The following is a 23511-nucleotide window of genomic DNA, read 5'->3' as shown; positions in this document are numbered from 1 at the left end:
GCGCTTTGTGCGCCGGGAACATCGTTTCTTGAAAGGAAACACCAATGCCTATCGGCACCGTAAAATTCTTCAACACCGACAAGGGCTTCGGCTTCATTTCGCCGGACAACGGCGGCGATGACAGCTTCGTTCACGTCTCGGCGGTTCAGGCAGCAGGCATGCACACGCTCGAAAAGAACCAGCGCATTTCCTACGAAGTTGAAGTCGGCCGCAACGGCAAGGCTTCGGCAACGAACCTGCGCGAGGCCTGATCGCGCAAAATGCAGGGCTGTCTCAGGACAGCCCTGACCTTCCCATCTACCCGATCTCGCGGAGAGCCCCTCGAATGAGCCTGACCCGCACCTTCTGCGACGAGCGCGTCCGCGCCGCGACCCTTGCCGCAGATCAGTCAATCCTCGACAATGTCCGCCAGCGCGAACTGCGCTCGGCTGCGGCCTGGCAGGCTATGTCCGACCGGATCCAGAAGCTTGAAACGACGCGCTCCGCCAGGGAACGCGCGCAACTGGAAGCCAGGCAAGAGCAGGAAGCCTCGCAGGCCGACGACGGGGTCAAACCCGCCGGCAACTGACAACGCAGGAGTCAGGCATATAGCCCCTCCTGCGGTGTAGCCGATCGATTTTCATGGAAAACCGAGGCCGGGCAAAGCCCGACCCGATGCGCGTTTCAGTCCACCATTGCCGCGACAAGGAGCTTGAGCTCCTGCACGGAAAGCGAACTGCGCGTCTTTTCAAGCGTATGCTTGATCGAAAAGGGCAGCTTTTCACTGCCGTTCTTCTTGTGGGGACGCCCAAATGCGTCCGAAATGGTATTGATCATCAATTCCTCTGATAGCGGCCAAAGCCGCTTCCCTTCGTTTTCTGTCTATCTTTTAAAATTGCCACGTCCCTTGCCCGGCCCGGGCTGCCCAGGCGAACGCTCACGAAAGACGATACGTCCCTTGCTGAGATCGTAAGGCGTCATTTCAACATGAACGCGGTCTCCGGCCACCGTGCGAATCCGGAACTTGCGCATCTTGCCAGCCGTATAGGCGATGATCCGATGCTCATTGTCCAGCAGCACGGCGAAACGTCCATCGGGAAGTACTTCCTCGACCGAACCTTCCATTGTCAGTAGTTCTTCTTTAGCCACTTCAATAAATCCTGAAAAAGCGTTGCCCAGCCCCGATGCTCAAAATGCATTCCGGGAAATGATTGCCAGGAAGCTGTAGAGGAAATCGAGATTGCAGCAGATGCTGAAAATTATCTCGTCATGGAGCGACGTAGCGAAAGCCATATAGAGCTTTCAATTGCAAATTTCAAGGCAACGAAATTTTGGGCTGCACTAGCCAGCGAGACTCTTTTGGATTACAGTAGATTATCGCCGGCCCCTTTTTGCATATCGGCGACTGAGAGACCAACGCGCTCCCGCATGAAGGAGAGCAGTCTTGGACCTCAATCAGCTTCTGTACCATCACCAGATTGCTCTTATGCGCAAGGGCGATGGCGAAGCCCCGCAACACTGCGGCTCGCATTTCGACCTCGTTTCGCATTACGAACGTCGCATCAGCAAATTGCGCAGGGAACTGGGCACCACGCAGTATCCGTACTGGGCGGACGGACAGGCTCAACTATGACCCTCGGACGCGTATTGCGCGACCCGCCTTCTCCCTGCGGCAGGCAGTGGGCCTCCCCGCCCAGATCTTCGCAGCAATGGAAGCGCCGCAGCGAGGTCTATGAACTGGCCTTTGATCTGCTTGGCGGCGCGCGTCCTGCCGCGCACTTTCTGGGCGCGCACGATGCCGCCTTTCCCGGGACGCTCCTCTCCGTCGCCATGGGCTCAGCCCACGGCCAATTGATGGTCAGCAAGCTTGTCCGCCGCCTCGCCAGCCAGTCCATCTGAGCTGAAGCGCGATCGCCGCAACCGCGGCCGCGCAATCTCCACAAGGTTACCCGAATGAGTTCAAGCCCCGACACCCACGCCGGCCCGATGGTGCGCATTCAGCAGAACCTGCTTGCGCGCTCGGAGCGGCGCATCCTGCAATGGCTCTGCGCGCACATGCCCGGCTGGGTTACTCCGGACATCCTGACAGCGCTTGGCATCGTCGGGGCCGTCATGACCTTTGCCGGCTATGCTGCCAGCAACTGGGCCTGGCAGTGGCTATGGCTGTCGATTGCGGGCTACATTGTCCAGTGGTTCGGGGATTCGATGGACGGAAGCCTCGCCCGCTTCCGCCAGATTGAGCGGCCCGCTTACGGCTATTTCATCGACCACAGCTGCGACGGGCTGACCACCGTCCTCATCGTATGGGGCCTGGGCGCAAGCCCCTACATAGCCATGAACGTGGCGACAGTGGCGCTGGTGGGCTATCTCCTGCTCTCCATTCATGCCTACCTGGCAGCACGGGTCATCGGCGAGTTCAAACTCTCCTATCTGTCCGCCGGCCCGACCGAGCTGCGCTTCATGCTGATTGGCCTGACGCTGATGATGATGTTGCTGGGAAGCGGCAAAGGGATCTTCGGCACGACGTCCGGATTCGATGTCTTCGTCGGCGCCGTGGGCTCGATCCTGATGGTTCTCTTCATCATCCAGACCCTTGTCACCGGACGCCGCCTGGCATCAGGAGCCCGCTGAGCGCGACCGCGCTACATGCGAGTTGCGGCCCGGCTCAGCGCTGCGCAAATGGCCTCTTCGCGTCATTATCGAAAGGCATCGCAACGGCTTCTGAACCTCGGTTTCCCGAACACGATGTAAGCGAAGCCATGCCTGTCAGATCAATGGACTCGACCGCCCGGCCCGGTGATGAAGCATGGCGTCAAGAAGACCCAGCGCGCGCGCGAGTTGGTTACGGTCGAGATTGCCGCCGATCGAAAGCCGCACGGCGCGCCCGGACGTCTCCGGGCCCACGCGGAACTGCTCGCTCGATACCACCGAAACGCCCAGGGGACGCAACGCGCTGACAAGTTCGTAGGACTGCACCGCTTCGCCAAGCGGAACCCAGAGGTGATAACCGGCGGGGGCCCCGCGATAACTACCAGCAGGCAGAGTCTGGGCGACGATCGCCTGCCGCGCCTTGCACTCGCCCCGCACCTCATCGATCAGCCTCGACCATGTTCCATCGCGCAGCCATTGCGTCGATACCGCAAGATTGAGCGGCGGCGGCATCACCGTTGTCTCGTATGTATCGGTGGCCAGCTGCAAGGCATCGCGCAGGCGCGGCGCGCGCAGATAGGCGATACGCAAGGACGGCGAGATCAGTTTGGACAAGCTGCACACATGCCACGTCCGCTCCGGCGCCAAAGCCGCCAGCGGAGCGGGGCCTTTCTCGCCCAATCGCGAGTAGGAATCGTCCTCGATAATCAGAACATCGTGCCGCCGGGCAATCTGCACAATGCGCTCCCGCCGATCCGGACAGAGCGTCGCCGTGGTCGGATTTTCGTTGTCCGGCACAATGTAGATTGCGCGCACCTGCGAGGAAGCGCAGGCGCGTGCGAAGGCATCCGGGTCAATACCCTGATCGTCGGCAGCGAGGGGGAGCAACGTCACATTGGCCCTCCGGCAAATCGCCGTCCAGCCGGGATAGACGAAAGGTCCGGTGCAGACGATATCGCCCGGCTGGAGGACCGAACTGGCAATCGCATGAAGCGCGGTCTGCGCTCCGCTCGTGACCAGGACATTGTCCTCATTCGCCTCCATGCCGCTGGCGGCGAGCCATTCGGCGCCGGCGTGTCGATCCTCAGGCGCTCCGCCAGCGGGCTGGTACTGCATTCGGTTGATCGCTGAAGGCCCCGTCATGACCGCCTGCAATGTGGCCATGAAGCGCGCGGCAAATGTGCTGCGCGCCGGAATGGGGGGCAGGTTCATGCCGGTGTCGAATGGGGCAATCTCGGCTGAAACCGCGCTGGTCTCCCTTCCCCTGACAAAGCTGCCGCGCCGCCCCTCGGCATCGATGAGGCCTTGCCGGCGCGCTTCGGCATAGGCGCGCGTCACGGTCCCGGGATCGATCCCCAGAGTTTCGGCGAGTTCGCGCTGCGGCGGCAGCCGATCGCCGGCGCTCAGTCGCCCCCCCTCGATATCGCGCTCGAGGGCGGCGCAAATCGCCAGATAGACTGGTCCTTCAGACTGCCCGATATCCGGGAGCCACTTTTGCTGCACACTTTGCATTGACTTTGTATGCATGCAAATATCATATATTGCAACGACCGATTCCCTGCAAAAAAAGCGAATGGACTTGCCCCATGGCTGACGAAGACAACCAGCAACCCAACAAGGGCCAGTGGATATTCCACTGCGGCGCCAGGGGTCTTTGCCCGCGCTGCGGCAAGGGGAAGATGTTTCGCAAGTGGCTCAAACTGAACGACAAGTGCCCGAACTGCGGCCTCTCCTACGACTTTGCCGCCCCCGATGACGGGCCTGCATTCTTTTCCCTATGCATCGTCGCCTTTCCGCTGACGTTCTTCGCAGTCTGGCTGCAGGTGAAATTCGACCCGCCATTCTGGGTTCACCTGGTGACCTCGTTTCCGCTCCTGGCAATCGGGTGCATCGTTCCCCTGCAATTTATCAAGGGCTGGCTCGTCGCCTCGCAGTATGTGAACAAGGCCCAGGAAGCCGGCACCGAAAAGCTCTGGGCCGATCTCAACGCACGTGCCGCACGTGAAAAGGATTGACCTGAAAATGGCCAAGTACGCGGTCCTGCCCGCGAGTCCGGCACAAGGCCGGCCTTCCACCGAATTCGCGCGGCGCTTCGTTGCCGATTACTTCGACGCTATCAACCGCCAGGATCTTTCGCAGCTGGTACGCGAAGGCAAAGGGGACGACTTCGAGGAAGTGCGCGCCGCAGACGCACTTCTCTCCCAACAGGCAGACCGAGTGGCGCGCTATGAAACCGCCCTCTCCCAATATGCCGATCCAGGCTTCTGGGACGATACCCTTCCGGGCGGCGCGCTGGCCTTCCACGACGGCGGCGAAATGGCTGCCAATGTTCTTGCCGGCAAGCCTGCCTTCTTCCACCGCGACTGAATGGTCAGACCGGCCGGAGTGTCCGCCCCTGCCGGCAGAACCTCTCGCGGCACAAATTGGCCTGCCGGGCATTGTCTTCAGGAGACCGGATCCAAAGTGATGAGCTGCCCTCTTGCAGGGGCATAATGCAGAAGCAACCAACTTGCCGAGTGTCGCCAGAACCTTGTGATCTTCGGCGCCCTTTCAACAAATGCCCGGATCGCGACGGCAAATGAGCCTATATCCCGGGGATTTTCTCCCAGTAAGGCGGACTGCCGAAGGTGCGGCGAAGGCTATCGCCGAAAGCCCGGATCTTCGCTGAGGCACCATGGTCCTTCGGATATGTCAGGAAGAGCTCCGCTCCTTCCGCCTGTTGTCCGATGTCGATCTGCGTCAACGTGCCATTGGCAAGCGCTTCGTGGATGAAGAAGGTGGGCAACAGGGCGATCCCCAAGCCTTCCGTTGCCGCTTCGCGCATGAGCATGCCGCTGTTCACGCGCAATCCCGCCCGCGGGCGGATCACCGACCAGCCGCTGGCCGTCGCAAACCGCCAATCGCTTGCCCGGTTGGAATAGAGAATGCCCCTGTGCCGCTCCAGTTCGGCGAGTGTCGTGGGTATTCCGCACTCATCCAGGTATCCCGGCGACGCGACCAGCAGGCGCCGGCTCGACGCCAGGCGCCTGGCAATGAGGCGTCCATCGCCAATCGCGCCGTGCCTCAACACGGCGTCGAAACCTCCGCTCGCCGCGTCGACGAAATTGTCGTCGAGTTCTAGAGAAAGGTCGATCTCGGGATAGTCACGAAGGAACCGCCCGAGAGCGGGCCCGAGATGAAGATTGCCGAACCCCACGGGCGCGGAGATGCGCAGGGGCCCGGCCAGCTTGCCGCTCCGCGCCGCCAATTCGGAAGAAGCCTCCTCCACTTCGCGCAGGATGCGCTGTGCTCGCGGCAGGAAGGAACGGCCTCCGTTAGTCAGGGACAACTTGCGGGTTGATCGCTGGACAAGTGTCGTCCCCAGGGTTCGCTCCAACTCGGCAAGCCGCTCGCTCACCACCGACTTGGCTAGGCCCAGCCGCCTTGACGCCGCGCTGATCGAACCGGCTTCTGCCGTCACGACGAACGCAACAACGCCGTCGAGTTTCATCATTGTTCGGTAATCCCGTCAACTAGATCCAGCTTTTTACGGCTAGTCCGGACAATGCCTGCAGTTCATCTTCAAGTCCAGAGGCGCAGGACCGGGACGGGCGCCCCTTCGTTTCGAATACGCCCCAAACACTGGAGAAACCTCATGGATGATTTCAACACCAAGAATGTTCTGATTCTAGGCGGCAGCCGTGGCATCGGCGCGGCAATCGTGCGCCGCTTTTCGGCAGGCGGCGGCGAAGTCGCCTTCACCTATGCCGGCTCGAAGCAGGCGGCCGAAGATCTCGCGGCCGAAACCGGCGCCTCCGCGATCCGGACCGACAGCGCCGACCGGAGCGAACTGATCGCAACCGTCGCCGATCGTGGTCCCCTCGACGTCATCGTCATCGCGGCCGGCTCGCTCGTGCTGGGCGACCCGCTGGAACTGGAGGCCGATGCGATCGATCACATGATCGATGTCAATGTCCGGGCGCCCTATCACGCGGCGGTCGAGGCAGCGCGGCGGATGAACGACAACGGACGCATCATCGTCATCGGGTCGGTTAATGGCGATCGCATGCCCTTCGCGGGCGGTGCCGCATATGCGCTGACCAAGTCGGCGATGCAGGGCATGGTTCGCGGCCTGGCTCGCGATCTTGGCGACCGGGGAATAACGGTCAACAGCATCCAGCCCGGGCCGACCGACAGCGACATGAACCCGGCCGACGGGCCGATGGCCGAGACGATGCACAGCTTCATGGCGATCAAGCGGCATGCCACACCGGACGAAATCGCCGAGCTTACCGCCTATATCGCCGGACCTCACGGCGCAATGATTACCGGCTCCCTCCAGACAATCGACGGAGGCTTCGGCGCTTGATGCCGGTATCGAACTGAATTGCGGATCACTGGGCGGGCTGCTGCGGATAAAGCACTGCTGCTTGCGGCGGCCCGCCGGGGGCTCACCCAGCCCCCTGGCCCGCGATCTTCCATTGACAGCGCGAGAGAGGCACTCGGCTTCCACTGGGCAACTTGAAGTACTTGCATTGCGGCGCAGCGTAATCCGTCACGCATGTTTCAGCGCTGGAAACACAGCGGCATCCCAAGCGTTGAGTACGCAATATACAATTCGCGGAGAAACCTGATGCTCTGGACTATCGCTGTAATACTGTTCGTTCTCTGGCTGCTTGGCTTCCTGGCTTTCCACGTCGCCAGCGGGCTTATCCACCTCCTGCTGGTTCTCGCCGTGATCGTCGTTGTCTATCAGCTTGTTACCGGCCGACGGGGCATTTGAAGAAGGCTTGAACGGAGCCCTTTCACCGTATTTGAAGGGCCCCACGTTTACCCCATTCCGACGTGATCTTCGCGGTTTGCCGCGCGCCGCTTGTCGTCGCGCCAGCTCCAGACCGCAACACACCCCCAGACGAGACAATAGAGCGCACCTAGCGCGAGCACGAGTTCGCCTGGTACCGGACCGATCGCCGAGCGCTGCGCAAGCTGGGACACATGCTCGATCGGGCTGGGATGGACGACGATCTTGCTGACAAAGGCAGTTGTCTGGATCAGCAGGATCCAGAAGTAATTGCGCCGGATGCGCCGGCCGATCGCGACCTGCAGCGGGATATGGTAGCGCGGACGAAGGTAATCGCGGGCGAGCGTCTCTTGCCAGCCAGGTCCGTGACATTCCTCATCGTCACTGAGCAAGCTTGCGAAGAAGTGCGTTTCCATCCAGCGGCAACGGGCGCGCCAGACGTTGAAATAGCGATAGCGCCGCGCCTCGAGCAACAGAAAGAACAGGATCAGGATGCCTGCCAGAAGCAGCGGCAAAGGCGAAGCATCCGGCGAGGCAAACGTTATCGAAAGTGCAATCCCGAGCGTAACGACCGACCAGTTGGTAGTCGTATCGAGCCGCGTTCGCCAGACAGCCGAACGATACACTTCCCCGCGATAAAGGTGCGCAATCGCGCCGATCTTCGCAGCACCCAGGTCGGGCGCCTCTGCGGCCTGCAGGGTCATGCCGTTTCTCCCGCATTTTGCGCGGCTTTTGCCGCTGGGAAGAGACTTCACCCTTGCAGTAGTCTTGTCAATTCTACCGCAGGGGTGGTCCTTGCCCGGCTTCTCGCCCTTACCCCCTTACGCACCCTTGCCCAGTTCGGAGGCCAGCACCTTATGCCACAAGTGAAGGCGGGCGCGACGCATCGCAGAGTCCATCGCCGGCCGGAACACCATGACCTCGGGCCGCATCCTCGCCGCATCTTCAAGCGAGCCATAGATACCGCAGCCCACGCTTGCCAGCATGGCGGCACCCAAGGCAGTCGTCTCGACATCGAGCGGTCGTTCGACCTCGAGATCAAGGATGTCGGCAAGGTCCTGGGCGATCCAGTCGTTCGCACTCATACCGCCGTCGAGACGCAGGTTCAGCCATGCCGCGCCGTCACCATCGAAGGCGACTTTCAGGTCATGCATCTGATGGGCCATGGCTTCCAGCGCAGCGCGAACGATGTGCGCTCGCCCGGTGCCATGGGTCAGTCCCGCAATGACTCCGCGCGCTTGGGCGCGCCAGTGCGGGGCGCCGAGACCCGACAGGGCCGGCAAAATGCACACGCCGCCGCTGTCCGCAATCGAGCGGGCAAGACTTTCGGTTTCGCAGGCAGTTCCGACCATGCACAGTTCGTCGCGCAGCCATTTGACCAGGCTGCCGGCGACGAAGACGGAGCCTTCCAGCGCGTAGCTGCGCTCTCCGCCGATCTGCGCCAGCACGGTGCTCACCAGCCTGTGACTGGACAACCTCGGCGAGGTTCCCGTGTTCGCCAGAACGAAAGCGCCTGTTCCCAGCGTGGCCTTGACGTCCCCGGGTGAGAGGCAATTCTGACCGATCGTTGCAGCTTGCTGATCTCCGGCAAGGCCGCATATGGCAATCGATCCACCGAACAGTTCCGGGCTCGTCCGCTCGAATTGTCCGGCATTGTCGACGATCTCGGGCAGGCTGGCGCGCGGGACGCCGTGAAGCGCGAGCAGCTCGTCATCCCAGCCCGCGCCTTCCAGCGGCATCAGCATCGTCCGGCTGGCATTGCTGGCGTCGGTGATATGCAGCCCTGCGGTGAGCTTCCAGACCAGCCAGCTCTCGACAGTTCCGAAAGCCAGCCTGTCCCCGAGCTCGCGCGCCGCCGGCACGTTTTCGAGAACCCAGCTCATCTTCGTTGCCGAAAAATAGGGATCGAGCATCAGGCCGGTCCGCGCACCGATCAGCGGTTCATGGCCCGCTTCCCGCAATTGCTGGCAGCGGTCCGCCGTGCGGCGGTCCTGCCAGACGATGGCGGGGGTGATCGGCTTGCCGCTCTGGCGGTCCCAGGCAACAACGGTTTCGCGCTGGTTGGTAATACCGATGGCAGAGATGCGATCCGCGCCGCCTGCCCTCGCGACCATTTCCCGCGCGCAGGCGAGCGTCTTTTCCCAGATTTCGTCCGCATCGTGCTCAACGTAGCCGGGCGCAGGATAATGCTGCGTCAGTTCCGACTGGGACACGCCCAGAATGCTGCCCTCGGCAGAGTACAATATGGCTCTGGTCGAAGTCGTTCCTTCATCGAGAACCAGAATGGGGCGCTCTTGCACCGTATCTCTCCCTAAGATTCAATCCGTGATCGTCTGCGCCCGCCCCAACCCTGGATGGCAAGCGCAATCCAGCCTCAAGCAGGCGTCAGTTTCGCAAGGTAATTCTGCAGCTCATCGACTTGCTGCGCGTTCATTCTCAGGCCCAGCTTGGTCCGGCGCCACAGCAAATCCTCCGCGCTGCGGCACCACTCGCGCTGAACGAGGTATCGCACCTCGCATTCGGTCAATCCGTTTCCGAAGTGAATGCCGCATTCCGGCAGCGCTGCGGCATTGCCGAAAATGTCCGAGATCAAGGTCCCGTAATTGCGCAGCAGGCGGTGCAGCCATCCCGGCTCCAGGAACGGATAGCGCGATGCATAGTGTTCAAACATTGAGGGCAATTCATCGGCGGAGAAATTGCCGCCGGGCAGCGGCGCCTTGTCGGTCCAGTGCTTGTGGGCAAGCTGCGGCAAGCGGTGGCACAGCAGATCGACGGCTTCCTGCGCCAGATGCCGGTACGTGGTGATCTTGCCGCCCATGACCGAGAGCAGCGGCGCCCCCTCATCCTCGTCGGTCAGTTCCAGCGTGTAGCCGCGCGTCGCCGCTTCCGGCTTGCCTGAGCCGTCGTCGATGAGCGGCCGCACACCCGAATAGGTCCACACCACATCGCCGGGGGTCACCGGTTCGCGAAAGTAGTGGCTCGCCCCCTCGCACAAGTAGGCGATTTCCTCATCGCTCGCCCGGACGTCCTCAAGGCTGCCATGATGGTCGCGATCGGTCGTGCCGATCAGCGTGAAGTCTTGCTCGTAAGGGATGGCGAAGAAGATCCGCCCGTCGGGAAGCTGGAAGAAATAGGCGAATTCATGCTCGAATTTGCGCGGAACGACGATGTGCGAGCCGCGCACGAGGCGCATGCGCCGTTCGGACTGTTCACCGGCCTGCCCCAGGAGCTTGAGGACCGCAGGCCCTGCTGCATTGACGACTGCCCGCGCGTGGAAGCTCTTGCCGCCTGCCTCGATACGCCAGCCCTCCGCCTCGCGGGTCAGCGCCTCGACCCGCGAACCCGTGTGCACCTCGGCGCCGTGATCCGCCGCATCGCGCGCATTGAGGACAACGAGGCGCGCATCGTCCACCCAGCAATCGGAGTAGACATAGGCGTGGGTGAATTCGTCCTTAAGCGGCCTGCCGCCGGGATGTCTGGCGAGATCGACCGACCGCGTCGCCGGAAGGCGCTTGCGGCCACCGAGATGGTCATAGACGAACAGGCCCAGGCGCAACAGCCAGCGGGGCCGCAGCCCCTTCACATGCGGCAGGATGAAGCGCAGCGGCCAGATGATATGCGGCGCAATCGCCCAGAGGCGTTCGCGTTCGCTGAGCGATTCACGGACGAGGCCGAACTCGTAATGCTCAAGATAGCGCAGGCCGCCGTGGATGAGCTTGGTCGATGCAGAAGACGTTCCGCTTGCCAGGTCGCGCGCTTCCAGCAGCAGGACCCGCGCACCGCGGCCCGCGGCATCGCGTGCGATGCCGCAACCGTTCACGCCGCCGCCGATCACGGCAATGTCGAAGAGCTCTTCGCTCACCTCGGTGGCTTCCTTCTGTCAGGCTTCGAGCGGACCGTGCTGGATATGCGGCAGGACATGGCGCGCAAACAGGTCGGCCTCCTGCGCATGGGGATAGCCGGATAGGATGAACGCCTCGATCCCTTCGTCCTGATAGGCGCGAAGTTTGGCGAGAACCTGATCGGGCGTGCCGACGATCGCGGCGCCGCAACCCGAGCGGGCGCGCCCGATGCCGGTCCACAGGTTGTCCTCGACGAAGCCATCTCCCCCTGCGGCGCTGCGCAGTTCCGCCTGGCGCTGGACACCGTAGTTCTTCGCATCGAGCGATTTTTCGCGAATGGCCTTGCCCGCTTCGTCATCCAGCTTCGACAACAGGCGGTCGGCATAGTGGCGGGCCTCCTCTTCGGTTTCGCGGACGATGACGTGGACACGGTATCCGAACTTGAGACTACGGCCAAATCGCGCAGCACGCGCTTTCATGTCGGCGATGGTTTCGCGCACCTTGTCCATCGTATCGGGCCACATGAGATAGACGTCGCAGCCTTCGGCAGCGCATTCGCGCGCATCCTCGCTCAATCCCCCGAAGTAGAACGCGGGACATTTGCCAGAGATAGTGCCGATGCGCGGCGGGTCGAGCTGGAGCTTGTAGAACTCGCCCTCGTGATCGAGGTGCTCGCCATCGAGGAGCGTACGCACGATCTTCATGACCTCGGTCGCGCGGGCATAACGGCGCGCACTTTCCAGCTTTTCGCCGGGCATGTCGGAGGAGATGATGTTGACGTTGAGGCGGCCGCCGGTGCCCGAGGCATTCGGGCCGAGGATGCGGTCGAGCGTTGCGATGCGGCGCGCAAGCTGGGGCGGCCAGTCCTCACCGATGCGGGTGGCCCAGAGCAATTTCATGCGGCGCACCTGCGTCGCCACCGCAGCGGCACAAGCCGTGGTATCGAGCCCGAGCTGGTAGCCCGATGGCAAAAGGATATTGTCGAAACCGCCTTCCTCGGCGCGCATCACGATATTGCGGCAATGCTCCCAGCTCGACTGGAGATAGGGATCGGGAACCCCGAGGAATTCGTAATCGTCGTCGCACAATGCGGAGAACCACGCGATTTCACATTTCCGGTCTGACATTTCGATCTCCTCTCACATCAATCAGGCGTACGCGGTTGCCGGGTCACCCGGTCCGGGCGCACGTTTGCATGTCCAGCAATAGTTACTGTTACTCTCGTTCAGCTCCGCAGGTGCGGAACTCCTGGCTCAGGGCAATGGCACTCCCCGGGCCGCGACCAGAACGCCGTACCACTCCTGCCTGGTCCAGCGGACTTTGAGCGCCGCCGTTCCTTCGACGATCCGCTCGGCCTGCTGCGACCCGATAATCGGGACGATGCCTGCCGGATGCGCCATGAGCCAACTGTAGGCCGCAACCGTACTGGATACGCCATGGGCATCGGCCACCGCGCCAAGCGCCGCGGCAACCGCCCTGTCACGCGCGCTCTGCGGATTGGCGAGGCGTCCGCCGCCCAGCGGCGACCATGCCATCGGGAGCAGGCCCATCATCATCGCCTGATCGAGTTCGCCATTCTCGAAGCAGTCGATACGCAGGGGGCTGATCTCGGGCTGGGTGGACACCAGCCTGGTACCAAGGAACGAATCCAGCGCGGCAATCTGGTGGATGGTGAAGTTCGAGACGCCCAGCGTGCGGATCTTGCCTGCCGCAACGGCATCCTCCAGCGCGCGCGCCACTTCCTGCGGGTGGGTCAGGATGTCGGGACGATGGACCTGCCAGAGGTCGATTTGCTCGACCTTCAGGCGGCGCAGCGATGCATCGATGGCCTCGTTGAGATAGGCGGTGCTCTGATCGTAAGGGAGCGGCGGGCAGATGCCGCCCTTGGTTGCCAGCACCATGCGCGGGCGCAGCGAGGAATCCCGGGCCAGCACTTCGCCCAACAGCGCCTCTGCATCGCCGAACCCGGCCACTCCGTCGAAACCGTAGATATCGGCAGTATCGAGCAGGGTGATCCCGGCATCGAGAGCCGTGTTCACGAGACGGGCAGCTTCATCGACGGTGCGCCCACCCTCTGCAAGGCGCCACATGCCCCACGCGATCGAGGACACTTCGATGCCGCTGGCACCCAGAGTTCGGACGGCAGGGGCGGCAGGCAATTGGCTCATATGGTCTTCCTGAGAGGCGGCGCGACGGATGCGCGCTCGATAAGGGAATGGGGCAGGCGGCGGTGGGTGATCTCGTTTCCGGCGATCAGGATCTCGGTGGCGGTCTGGGCCAGCTCCGCCATCGGCTGGTGAATGGTGGTGAGCGGCGGCCATACCGTGCGGGCCAGGGTCGTATCGTCGAAGCCGGTCACCGACAGCTGCGCCGGAATCTCGATCCCGCGGGTATGCGCTTCGGCCAGGACTCCGGCGGCCATGTCGTCGTTCGACGCGAAGATAGCGGTCGGCACTTCGGGCAGGTCGAGCAGGTACTGCGCCGCCCGCACGCCGCTTTCGAAATCGAACTCGCCTTCGAAGACGAGCGAAGGTTCGAACTGGATGCCGACCCGGTCAAGTGCCCGGCGATAGCCGAAGAGGCGATCTTCGGACGCCATGTGGCTTTGGTGTCCCTTTATGAAACCGATACGGCGATGGCCCTGGTTGATCAGGTAGGTCGTCATGTCATCTGCGGCCTGCGTGTCATCCATGAACACCGAGCTGGTGAGCGCATGGTTGGTACCCGGCGAGATCCGCACGAAAGGCAGGTCGAGCGCCTCGAGTGCGCGCAGCACCGGTTCGCAGTCGGTGACTGGCGAGGACAGGATGATCCCGTCGACATGCGTCTCGGTCACAAGACCGCGCACCTGTTCGCCAACGGTCGGATCGGTCACGTCGACCGGCTGGGCAAGCAGGCGGATGTTGTGCTGCTTGCACTGTTCCCAGCATCCGGTCTGGATCTGGAACATGTAGAAAGGGCTGTGGTTGTCGTAGATCAGGGCGATCTGGTTGGATTTCGATCCGGACAGGATGCGGGCGGCAACGCTCGGGCGAAAATCGAGCTTCTGCATGGCCTCCTCGACCCGCGCACGCGTATCCGCGCTGACGTAGGGATGCCCGTTGAGCACGCGGCTGACCGTCTTCACCGCCACACCGGCCATGGCTGCCACGTCCCTGATATTCGCCCGCTCACTCATCCCCGCAACACCCCTTCCAGTCCGGCAAACAGCTGCGCGAAGGCACTGTCCGGCCGATAGAACACAGGCGGCTGCCCTATCGGAGCGGGAACCTCGGCAACTCCGGGTGCGTAAACCTTGCCCGTCCAGCAATGTCTCCAGACACCGCTGCCCGGCAGGATCACCCGGCGCGCCTCGGCTCCCTCTTCGATGACGGGTGCCACGACCATGTCGGCACCGTAGAGGAACTGATCCTGCACCGTAAACAATGCAGGTTCATCGGGATAATGCAGGAACAATGGCCTCTGGGCAGGAAGACCCGCCCCTTGCGCCTCGTGGCACAAGTGGCGGACGTAGGGTGCCAGATGCGCGTGGACCCGGCTCCAGCGCGCAAAGCAATCCAGCAATTCAGATGAGGAATCGAACTGGAGGTTGTCATCGGGGCGATTGCCCTCGTGGCTGCGCATGACCGGCGCAAAGGCCGACAGCTCGCACCAACGCTGCATCAGCTCGACGCTGCGGACATTGCCGTGGAGCGATGTGTAGCCGCCACAATCGGAGTGGCTGTAGGCATTGCCGACCAGCCCCGAAGAAAGCGCGGCAGTCACGACCGTCCCGATGCCGTCATGGCGCGTGAAATCGACGCACTGGTCTCCGGCCCACAACAGCGGACAATAGGCTTGCACCCCGGAAAAGCCGGCCCGCATGAAGAAGAGCGCATCGCCTGTCCTACCGCGCGAAGCCAAGGCTTTCGCATTGACCTGCGCCCACAGGACCGGCCAGCGATTATGGGCTTCCATGGCGTCGGATCCGTCGGCGAGGCGCAGATCGGTCGGCAGGTACTCGCCGAAATCCGCCATCCATCCGGAAATTCCGATATCCAGCATTTCGCGCCCAAGGATACGTTCGGCGAACCAGTCGCGCGTTTCTTCCCGGGTGAAATCGAGGACACCGCAGTCGAACTCGCCGAAGTCGACGAGATAGACCTCGTCACTGTCCTGACGCAGGCAGAAGTGACCGCCTGCCAGGGCTTCCTCATAGAGCGTCCCGTCGACCGCCAGGTAAGGATTGGCATAAGCGAGGAAACGAATGCCCCGCTTGGCAAGCGTCGCGATGGACGCCGTGAGATCGGGATATCGGGCCTCACTGCGCTCAGACCCGACCCAGTCCCAGAACAGGCGGCGCCCGAAGCTTGTCTCGCGAATGCCGGCCCAGTCCTCGCACCACAGGCCTGACACGGCCGCGCCGGCATCGATGAAGCGTTCCAGCCGTTCAAAACTGCTCGCACCTGACTTGAGGCCGACAATCGCGCCGCCGATGGCCCATTCGGGCAAGGCCGGCTGGCGGCCGAACCTCGCCGATAGTGCCGAAACCAGCTCCAGGGGCCCGCTGGAGGCAAACAGTTCGAAGCGGGCGCATCCGCTCCACACCTCGACGCGGTGCGCGGCGGGGTCCGAGAAATCGAGCACGCTGTAGCAGGAAGCATCGAGATGCACGGCAAGCCACCGAGAGGTAAGGAAGGTGGGTTGCGGGTAATTGGTATTCCAATAGTCTCCGCCGGCCATCCCCTGCTCATCCATGATGCGGGTCAGTTCGGTTGTCTTGTCGCGCCCCACGCCCGGTTCGCTGGTCCACATCGGAAAGCTGCGACCGTTGAGCGCCAGATAGCTCATCTGCTCGCCGCCGCCCCAGACCACCTCTTCAGGTTCGGCATGGAACCTGACGGTAATGCGATCATACCCGGGGAGCAGCACATCGAACTGCAAACGCGTCCCATCGATGCGCAGCACCGCGCAGGGCGAACCGGCGTCAAGGAACTCGATACCTCCATCGGCCCTGCGCCACTTTGCAGGAATTATGCGACCCGATGGCTCGTCGGAAATCGAGAAGTTGCCTCGATACATCTCCACACAGGACTTGCCGCGCGCAATGTCCAACGCTGGACATGATTCTCTGTGACGCAGGACCACGCGCCCCCGATACTCGAGGTCGAAACCGTCTCCAGCGTCCAGAATACGCACTTCCAATGCATTTCCTCTCTAATGTCGCCCTGCCCAATGCGGCACTTTGTGTGCTTCTGCATTTGCGTATGACACCGCTTGACATACCGAGGACACGCTGGCAATGCAAGCATCAATGAAGGCCCGTTTCCGACAGGCTCCGCAAGGGAGCACGGAAGCGAATGAAAACCAAGTCGAGCCCGTATTGGGAGGGGAGTTACTATGAACGTTTCCAGGCACAAGTTCGCGTGGGCGCTGGCCGCTTCCACAAGCGCGATGGCGCTGCTTTCACCCGCTCTTGCCTCTGCACAGGAAGTCGAGGAAATCATCGTCACGGCGCAGAAGGTGAAGGAGAACGCGCAGTCCGTTCCCATTGCCATTTCCGCGGTATCGGGCGACCGGCTCGAGCAGACCGGGGCCACCAGCCTTGAAAACATTACGCGAATCGTTCCCTCTGTCACTTTCCGCAAGGGTACGACGAGCGCCAACAGCGCCATCGTCATGCGCGGTGTCGGCACGATCACCTTCTCCATCGCCGCAGAACCGAGTGTCTCCACCGTCGTCGACGGCGTGGTCCTGAGCCGTTCGGGCCAGGCCTTCATGGACCTCGTCGATGCCGACCGCCTCGAAGTCCTTCGCGGCCCGCAAGGCACGCTGTTCGGCAAGAATGCGTCGGCCGGCCTCGTCAACATCGTCTCCAAGGGCGGTACCGACACGCTCCAGGCCGAAGCCAAGGCCGAATGGTACGAAGGCGACGAATACCGCCTGCGCTCGTCCGTTTCCGGTCCGCTCGGCCAGGACTGGAGCGCACGCGTCACCGGATTCTATGGCACCTACGACGGCAACATCACCAATGTCTACGGCGGCAAGAACAAGAAGGTAAACGGGTACGAGCACTGGGGCGCTCGCGGCATCGTCGACTATTCCGGTTCGATTGCCCGCCTGCGCTTCATTGCCGACTACTTCCATGCCGACGATGACTGCTGCGCCGACGTAACCGGCGCCAGCCGCGGTCCGGTGCTCGACGCAGAACTGGGCCTGCCCGGCGGTGTCGCACTGGGCGAAGACCAGCGCTACGTAAACCACAATCTGGTAACCCGCACGCGTGACAAGCAGTACAGCTTCACCGCATCGGGTGACATCGATCTGTCCGATACGCATACGCTGAGCTTCGTGACCGGCTACCGCAACTGGTGGAACGAGGAGATCCGCGAGGGCGACTTCCTGCCCCGCGCCATCGTCGGCACTGCCCAGCTTCACGACAATGGCGTGGTCAAGACCCAGCAGATGTCCTTCGAGGCGCGCATCGCTTCGGACCAGTCGCGCCCGTTCTACTACCAGGTCGGTGGTTTCCTCTGGCATTCAGACAACAAGCAGGATTTCACCCGCCGCGACATCACGTGCGCCAGTTCGACCTTGCCGGTCGATCCCATCACCGGCGGGCAGCCGTGCAACCTCGACGACACCGTCAATACCCTCTTCCCGACCGCAAGTTCAGCCAGCGACGTCAACTCGTCGAACTATGCCGTATTCGGGCAGGCAACCTATCGCCTGAGTGACATGTTCGCGATTACCGGCGGCCTGCGCTACACTTGGGACGAGCTCAGCTTCACCCATATTCGCGCACCCGGCGTGAACGCGACGACGGGCCTTCCGGCAACCGGACCCGGCGTTTCGGGCAACCCGGCAGGCGGCACGATTGCAAGCGGCGGTAACGGCACCAACGTCTCCAGCGGATCGAGCTCCAACAGCAACCTCTCCGGCAAGGCCGTCGTGCAGTTCACCCCGAGCCGCGACATCATGCTCTACGGCAGCTACACGCGCGGCTACAAGGGCCCGGCCTTCAACGTCTTCTTCAACCACACCGCACCGACCAATGCCGTGCCGATCGACGAAGAGACTTCCGATGCCTTCGAGGTCGGTCTCAAGTCGCAATTCCTGAACAACAAGGTCCAGCTCAACCTTGCCGGGTTCACCGTTCAGTACGACGGCTTCCAGGCCAACAACTTCGTGCTGCTGAACGGCGCAGTGGTCACCAACCTGACCAATGCCGGCACAGTCAAGAGCCAGGGCTTCGAGGCAGACTTCACGGCCGTTCCTGTCACCGGCCTGACGCTGCGCGCCAGCGCCGCCTATGCCGATGCCAAGGTCAAGCGCTTCAACCCGAACCCGCTGACCAATGCCCCCGACGCGCGCGACGGCACGCGGCTGCCGCTGGCGCCCAAGTTCACCTATACCCTGGGTGCGGATTACGAGCGTCCCGTCGGCAACATGGTCGTCTACTTGAATACCGACTATCGCCATGTCTCGAAGCAGTATTCGGACCTCGGCGAATCCGGACCGATTGACGCCTACGGTCAGTGGAATGCCTCGCTCGGCCTGTCCGATGCCGATGACAAGTACCGCCTGACGTTCTACCTCCGCAATATCACGGATGAAAGCTACGTCCTGCTGAACGTTTCCGATGGTCAGCGCCTGCAGATCCCGCGCGATGCTGACCGCTATTTCGGCGTCAGCCTGCGAGCGCGCATGTAACCCAACCTGCCGGTTCTCCCCCGGTGCCCCCTCGCGCAGCGGCGAGGGGGCATTTTCTTTGCGCCGACTGATTTCCTCGCGATATCCTGCGCCGCGAGCCGAATGCGATCTTGCCAACTCGGGACTGACTTTCCGGGCTTGCAGGTCATCGAACTTGCGCAAGTCATTGCCAGTTGCAAATCTTGTCCTGTATGACCGGAACCGAAATCAACCGCGACGAGGTGTCGATCCGCGCATGACGCCAGCGACTTATTCCGCCATACGCAGGGAATTGGCTGAGGATCCACGCGCGGCTCTTCGTAACTGCGAGCAATTACTGGCCCGAAATTCGGATGACGCGGAAGCCCATCGCCTCGCCGCCCGCGCCTTGCGCGCCCTGGGCAGTGAGGAGCGCGCCAGCGCCGAAGAGCTTGCTGCAATCGATGCCTCCACGCTTGACCCGGCCCTGATTCAGGCCGGCCATGCGATGGTTCACAACAGGCTTGAGCAGGCCGAACCTCTTCTCCGGGGCCGCCTGCGGGAAAACCCGTTCGACGTCGCCGCGATCCGGATGCTGGCTGAAGTTGCCGGTCGGATCGGCCGCTATCAGGATGCGGAAAGGCTTTTGCGCCGGGCGCTTGAGCTCGCCCCAGCCTTCGTTGCTGCTCGCACCAATCTGGCTATGGCCCTTTATCGCCAGAACAAGACAGTCGAGGCCCTTGCCGAACTGGACCGCCTGACCGATGACGGTCCGGGCAACGGCGTCCTGCGTGCAGCCGTGGTTGCACGGCTTGGTGAATTCGCCGAAGCGATCAGCCTATACGAAAGCGTTCTGGCACGCGCCGGCAGCGAACGTCAGCCGCGGATCTGGACAAGCTATGGCCACGCGCTCAAGACCGTGGGTCGTCAGGCCGACGCTGTGGCCGCCTATCGACGCGCGCTGGAACTGCGCCCGGCCTATGGCGAAGCCTGGTGGTCGATCGCCAATCTCAAGACGGTGCGCCTGGAAGAGGCTGACATCCCCTCGATCCAGGGTGCTCTTGCCGAGCCTTCAGCCAGCACGGAGGATCGCTATCATCTCCATTTCGCTCTCGCCAAGGCGCTTGAGGACGGCGGCCGGCCGGAACAAGGCTTCGAACATTACCTGAAGGCCAATGCCCTGCGCCGCGAGCAGCTTCCCTATCGCGCCCAGCGCACTTCGAGCGCGGTGGATCGCACCATAGCCCTTTTCGATAGCCCGTTCCTCGCCGCGCGAGAAGGACAGGGTTGCCATCAACCCGATCCGGTATTCGTCCTGGGCATGCCCCGCGCCGGTTCAACGCTGATCGAACAGATCCTATCCAGCCACTCCATGGTCGAAGGCACGATGGAACTGCCGGACATTCTCTCTCTGGTATCGCAGCTGGGGAAGGAGGGAAGCTATCCGCAAGTCATTGCTGCGCTCACCCCCGACCGGCTGCGCGAACTGGGCGAAACCTATCTCGAGCGCACGCAAATCCATCGCCGCGAAGGCAAGGCGCTGTTCATCGACAAGACACCGAACAACTGGCTCCACGCCGGACTGATCCACCTCATCCTGCCCAATGCGCGTATAGTCGATGCCCGGCGTCATCCGCTGGACTGCGGTTATTCGAACTTTCGTCAGCACTACGCCAGCGGCCAGGCCTTCTCTTACGACCTTGCAGACATCGGCCACTACTACGCCGATTACGTCCGGTTGATGCGTCATTTCGATGCCGTAATGCCCGGTCGTATCGTACGCGTCATCCACGAGGACCTGCTGGACGACCCGGAGGAAGCGACCCGCAGCCTGCTCGACGCGCTGAATCTGCCCTTCGAAGAAGCCTGCCTGCGCTTTTTCGAAAACGACCGTGCCGTGCGCACCGCAAGTTCCGAGCAGGTTCGCCGCCCCATCAATCGCGACGGGGCCGGCTTGTGGCGTGCCGTCGAGACGGGCCTGCATCCGCTACGTGATGCCTTGGGCCCCATTCTCGAGGACTACCGGGTCTGAAAAGATAGCGTCGGAACTGTGGCGCGAGGGACACGCCAAGTTCAAAAAGCAACACAAGAGGTAACGCACTGCAAAAATTCGCTTTGCGAATAGTCGCGCATGACAAATCATGCCGCAACAACTCAGGGGGTTTCCGCATGCTTCGAGGAATCCGCAAGGGCCGGCTTGCCTTTACTCTGCTTTCAACGACCTCTCTCATCGCGCCCGTCGCCGCACATGCCCAGCAGGCTGGCGATGAATACAGCGGTGAAATCATCGTCACGGCGCAGCGCAGGGAAGAAAGCCTCCAGAAAGTTCCGCTGAGCATCAATGTCCTGGGTTCGGAAAGCCTGGAGAACGCGAATGTCGCCTCGTTCGACGATTACGCGAAGATCCTGCCTAGCGTGAGTTTCCAGTCGTTCGGGCCTAGCCAGTCGCAGATTTTCTTCCGCGGCGTATCTTCGGGCGGTGACGGCCTGCATATCGGCCCCCTGCCGACCAGCTCGATGTATATTGACGACGTTCCGGTCACGACAATCGGGGGAACGGTAGACTTCCATGTCTATGACGTTGCCCGGATCGAGGCTCTCGCCGGGCCGCAGGGCACGCTTTTCGGGGCTTCCTCGCTTTCAGGCGTGCTTCGGATCATTACCAACAAACCCGATCCGGGCAAGACGTCCGGCTCGATCGACCTCCAGGCCAACAAATGGGGCAAAGGCGATTTCGGCGGCTCGGTCGAAGGCTACGTCAACCTGCCGCTCAACGACATGATGGCCCTGCGTGTCAGCGCCTTCTACGAAAAACAGGGCGGCTACATCGACAACAAGCCCGGTACGCGCACATTCTATCTGGACGACAATGACCCGACGACCAGTGTCACCGTCACCAACGATGCGCTGGTGGAGGATGACTTCAACGATGTCGAAACTGCCGGCGGCCGCGCTGCGCTCGGTATCGAACTCGACGATTCCTGGACGGTTACACCTTCCTTCATGTACCAGCACCAGGTAGCCCACGGCAGTTTCCTGTGGGGGCCGGTTCGCGATGTACAGGCCAACGCCAACCGCCCGGCAGTGTCAGCCAAGCCTTACCTGACGGTCACCTCCTATCTGCCCGGCTACAACAAGGACGAATGGTGGCAGGCGGCGCTTACTGTCCAGGGGAAGCTTTCCGACTGGGACATCACCTATGTCGGCGGCTATTTCGAGCGTACCGTCGATAATCGGCCCGATTATTCCTATTACAGTGTGGCTTACGATAGCTACACGTACGAGTATGACGGCGTCACCTATTTCAGCGATGCAACCAAGTTCATCGGGCCCGATGGACAGTTCCTCGACCCGACCCAGAACGCCATCCTGAAGGACAAGTACACCAAGTTCACGCAGGAGCTGCGGGTCAGTTCACCATCGGACAAGCCCTTCCGGCTGACGGCCGGAATGTTCCTGCAGATCCAGACCGACAAGGTCTTTGCCGACTACGATATCCAGGGTCTGGGCACGGCGGTAGATCCCTACTGGGTTGTGCCATTCCCCAATTCCGACACGGCCTTTCGCACCCGCATCAACCGCAAGGACCGCGATTATGCGATGTTCGCCCAGGCGGAGTACGATATCGTCCCCTCGGTCACGGTCATTGGCGGCATTCGCGGCTTCATGGCCAAGAATACGATCTTCGGTTTCTCGGGCCTGAATTTCGGCAGCAGCGTGGATCCGTCGATCTGCTTCCCGACCGACATACCCGATGTGCCCTGCCAGAGCGTCGACAAGAAGATCGACGAGTCCGGTGTCATCTGGAAGGGGGGCATCAAATGGCAGGCGACGCCGGACATCATGCTCTACGGCACGGTTTCGCGCGGTTATCGCCCGGGTGGCAACAACCGCAGGCCCGGAGTCCGGCCTTTCAAGTCCGACACCCTCGACAATTACGAGATCGGATGGAAAACCCGCTTCGGTCCTGCGGTGTTCAATGGCGCGGTCTTCTACGAGAAATGGAAGAACCTGCAGTTCGGCCTGGTCCCGTTCGGTCAAAACGGCGTCACCAACACCTACAATGCCGGCGATGCGCGCATTTACGGCATAGAGGGCGATCTCTCGGTTCGCTTCGGCGGCCTTTCGCTCTCCACCGGGGCCACTTATGTCGATGCACAACTTTCACGTGGCTTCTGCTATCTAGACGCGACCAACAATCCAGACTGCTCACTCGGCGAATCCACGCCTTCGGGCACCCGCCTGCCGATCATGCCCAAGTTCAAGGGTAACGCGACTGCGCGGTATGAAGCCCCCGTCGGTGCGGGGACGGCATTCATTCAGGCGACCGTCAGTCACCAGGGCGGGACTCGGTCTTTCCTGACCGACAGCGATTTTGCCGCAGTGGGCCCGACGAAAGGCTTCACAACCGCAGATTTCTCGATCGGGATGAACTGGGACCGGTATCGCGTGGAAGGCTTCATCCAGAATGCCTTCTCCAGCCACGGCATTCTGTCGCTCAACACGGTCTGCGCGCCGCAGCTCTGTGGCGAATACGCAATGGCCTATCCCACCAAGCCACAGTTCTTCGGAATCAAGGTGGGCTACGACTACTGAATGCGCGCCGGTCTG

At 62.1% G+C, this 23511-nt stretch carries 23 protein-coding genes; 12 read left to right on the top strand and 11 right to left on the bottom strand.

The genetic code is table 11. The features are described from left to right. Positions 1 to 44: 44 nt before the first annotated feature. Positions 45 to 251, top strand: a complete 207-nt coding sequence (locus tag JI59_RS19840; protein ID WP_007014604.1) for a cold-shock protein — start codon at positions 45 to 47, stop codon at positions 249 to 251. Between the two features lie 74 nt (positions 252 to 325). Next, positions 326 to 568 carry a hypothetical protein gene (locus JI59_RS19835; RefSeq protein WP_007014605.1) on the top strand — a complete coding sequence of 81 codons (243 nt, stop codon included), beginning with the start codon at positions 326 to 328 and terminating at the stop codon, positions 566 to 568. A 95-nt stretch (positions 569 to 663) separates the two neighbouring features. Here JI59_RS19835 and JI59_RS27160 read toward each other — a convergent pair whose 3' ends face one another. Further along, on the bottom strand, positions 664 to 816 hold the full coding sequence (locus JI59_RS27160) for a hypothetical protein (protein ID WP_007014606.1): 153 nt from the start codon (positions 814 to 816) through the stop codon (positions 664 to 666). A 45-nt stretch (positions 817 to 861) separates the two neighbouring features. Then, the gene (gene infA, locus JI59_RS19830) at positions 862 to 1128 is read right to left on the bottom strand and encodes a translation initiation factor IF-1 (RefSeq protein ID WP_039858122.1); all 267 of its coding nucleotides are present in this window, start codon (positions 1126 to 1128) and stop codon (positions 862 to 864) included. Positions 1129 to 1423: 295 nt separating this feature from the next. Between infA and JI59_RS19825 the strand changes: the two genes are divergently transcribed. From JI59_RS19825 to JI59_RS19815, 3 genes are read left to right on the top strand one after another with little or no spacing between them, the layout of a single operon-like run. Beyond that, entirely contained in the window at positions 1424 to 1612 is a 189-nt protein-coding gene (locus JI59_RS19825) for a hypothetical protein (protein WP_039858123.1), read from the top strand. After that, positions 1609 to 1878, top strand: a complete 270-nt coding sequence (locus tag JI59_RS19820) for a hypothetical protein (protein ID WP_007014609.1) — start codon at positions 1609 to 1611, stop codon at positions 1876 to 1878. The genes JI59_RS19825 and JI59_RS19820 overlap by 4 nt, the downstream gene beginning before the upstream one ends. Before the next feature lie 54 nt (positions 1879 to 1932). Next, positions 1933 to 2610 carry a CDP-alcohol phosphatidyltransferase family protein gene (locus JI59_RS19815; protein WP_039858125.1) on the top strand — a complete coding sequence of 226 codons (678 nt, stop codon included), beginning with the start codon at positions 1933 to 1935 and terminating at the stop codon, positions 2608 to 2610. Between the two features lie 135 nt (positions 2611 to 2745). On the opposite strand, the gene JI59_RS19810 is transcribed toward JI59_RS19815, so the two are convergent. Then, a complete protein-coding gene (locus tag JI59_RS19810) occupies positions 2746 to 4140 on the bottom strand; it encodes an aminotransferase-like domain-containing protein (protein WP_239000628.1) in 1395 nt (464 codons plus the stop codon). 74 nt (positions 4141 to 4214) lie between these two features. Here JI59_RS19810 and JI59_RS19805 point away from each other — a divergent pair, with 74 nt between their 5' ends. Together JI59_RS19805 and JI59_RS19800 are read left to right on the top strand one after the other, a co-directional pair. Continuing rightward, the gene (locus JI59_RS19805) at positions 4215 to 4643 is read left to right on the top strand and encodes a DUF983 domain-containing protein (protein WP_007014612.1); all 429 of its coding nucleotides are present in this window, start codon (positions 4215 to 4217) and stop codon (positions 4641 to 4643) included. 7 nt (positions 4644 to 4650) lie between these two features. Beyond that, positions 4651 to 4995: a hypothetical protein gene (locus JI59_RS19800; protein WP_007014613.1), complete on the top strand. Its 345-nt coding sequence runs from the start codon at positions 4651 to 4653 to the stop codon at positions 4993 to 4995. Between the two features lie 217 nt (positions 4996 to 5212). Here JI59_RS19800 and JI59_RS19795 read toward each other — a convergent pair whose 3' ends face one another. Further along, the gene (locus JI59_RS19795; RefSeq protein ID WP_007014614.1) at positions 5213 to 6121 is read right to left on the bottom strand and encodes a LysR family transcriptional regulator; all 909 of its coding nucleotides are present in this window, start codon (positions 6119 to 6121) and stop codon (positions 5213 to 5215) included. Positions 6122 to 6262: 141 nt separating this feature from the next. Here JI59_RS19795 and bdcA point away from each other — a divergent pair, with 141 nt between their 5' ends. After that, positions 6263 to 6976, top strand: a complete 714-nt coding sequence (gene bdcA, locus JI59_RS19790) for an SDR family oxidoreductase (RefSeq protein WP_007014615.1) — start codon at positions 6263 to 6265, stop codon at positions 6974 to 6976. Positions 6977 to 7240: 264 nt separating this feature from the next. Next, positions 7241 to 7390, top strand: a complete 150-nt coding sequence (locus JI59_RS19785; protein ID WP_007014616.1) for a lmo0937 family membrane protein — start codon at positions 7241 to 7243, stop codon at positions 7388 to 7390. Between the two features lie 47 nt (positions 7391 to 7437). Here the strand turns inward: JI59_RS19785 and JI59_RS19780 are convergent, their stop codons facing one another. The 7 genes from JI59_RS19780 to JI59_RS19750 all read right to left on the bottom strand — a co-directional run bounded on the left by JI59_RS19780 (position 7438) and on the right by JI59_RS19750 (position 16434). Continuing rightward, positions 7438 to 8112, bottom strand: a complete 675-nt coding sequence (locus tag JI59_RS19780) for a DUF2270 domain-containing protein (protein ID WP_039858128.1) — start codon at positions 8110 to 8112, stop codon at positions 7438 to 7440. Positions 8113 to 8229: 117 nt separating this feature from the next. Continuing rightward, on the bottom strand, positions 8230 to 9708 hold the full coding sequence (locus JI59_RS19775; protein WP_007014618.1) for a glycerol kinase: 1479 nt from the start codon (positions 9706 to 9708) through the stop codon (positions 8230 to 8232). A gap of 74 nt (positions 9709 to 9782) precedes the next feature. Then, positions 9783 to 11270: a glycerol-3-phosphate dehydrogenase gene (locus JI59_RS19770; RefSeq protein WP_007014619.1), complete on the bottom strand. Its 1488-nt coding sequence runs from the start codon at positions 11268 to 11270 to the stop codon at positions 9783 to 9785. 18 nt (positions 11271 to 11288) lie between these two features. Beyond that, positions 11289 to 12377, bottom strand: coding sequence for an LLM class flavin-dependent oxidoreductase (locus JI59_RS19765; RefSeq protein ID WP_007014620.1), 1089 nt, complete (start codon positions 12375 to 12377; stop codon positions 11289 to 11291). Between the two features lie 126 nt (positions 12378 to 12503). After that, complete coding sequence (locus JI59_RS19760) at positions 12504 to 13418, bottom strand: aldo/keto reductase (protein ID WP_007014621.1); 915 nt, start codon at positions 13416 to 13418, stop codon at positions 12504 to 12506. Then, positions 13415 to 14428: a LacI family DNA-binding transcriptional regulator gene (locus JI59_RS19755; protein WP_007014622.1), complete on the bottom strand. Its 1014-nt coding sequence runs from the start codon at positions 14426 to 14428 to the stop codon at positions 13415 to 13417. Before JI59_RS19755 ends, JI59_RS19760 begins: the two co-directional genes overlap by 4 nt. Next, positions 14425 to 16434 carry an alpha-glucosidase gene (locus JI59_RS19750; protein WP_039858129.1) on the bottom strand — a complete coding sequence of 670 codons (2010 nt, stop codon included), beginning with the start codon at positions 16432 to 16434 and terminating at the stop codon, positions 14425 to 14427. The genes JI59_RS19755 and JI59_RS19750 overlap by 4 nt, the downstream gene beginning before the upstream one ends. A 195-nt stretch (positions 16435 to 16629) precedes the next feature. Between JI59_RS19750 and JI59_RS19745 the strand changes: the two genes are divergently transcribed. The 3 genes from JI59_RS19745 to JI59_RS19735 all read left to right on the top strand — a co-directional run bounded on the left by JI59_RS19745 (position 16630) and on the right by JI59_RS19735 (position 23496). Continuing rightward, positions 16630 to 18942, top strand: coding sequence for a TonB-dependent receptor (locus JI59_RS19745; protein WP_007014624.1), 2313 nt, complete (start codon positions 16630 to 16632; stop codon positions 18940 to 18942). A gap of 235 nt (positions 18943 to 19177) precedes the next feature. Further along, positions 19178 to 20932, top strand: a complete 1755-nt coding sequence (locus JI59_RS19740; protein WP_052118005.1) for a sulfotransferase — start codon at positions 19178 to 19180, stop codon at positions 20930 to 20932. 137 nt (positions 20933 to 21069) lie between these two features. Next, on the top strand, positions 21070 to 23496 hold the full coding sequence (locus JI59_RS19735; RefSeq protein WP_007014627.1) for a TonB-dependent receptor: 2427 nt from the start codon (positions 21070 to 21072) through the stop codon (positions 23494 to 23496). Positions 23497 to 23511 lie beyond the last annotated feature (15 nt).

Source organism: Novosphingobium pentaromativorans US6-1, from assembly GCF_000767465.1.
GTDB lineage: Bacteria > Pseudomonadota > Alphaproteobacteria > Sphingomonadales > Sphingomonadaceae > Novosphingobium > Novosphingobium pentaromativorans.
The sequence above is the reverse complement of the archived record's forward strand: the minus strand, read 5'-3'. Positions and strand labels throughout refer to the sequence as shown.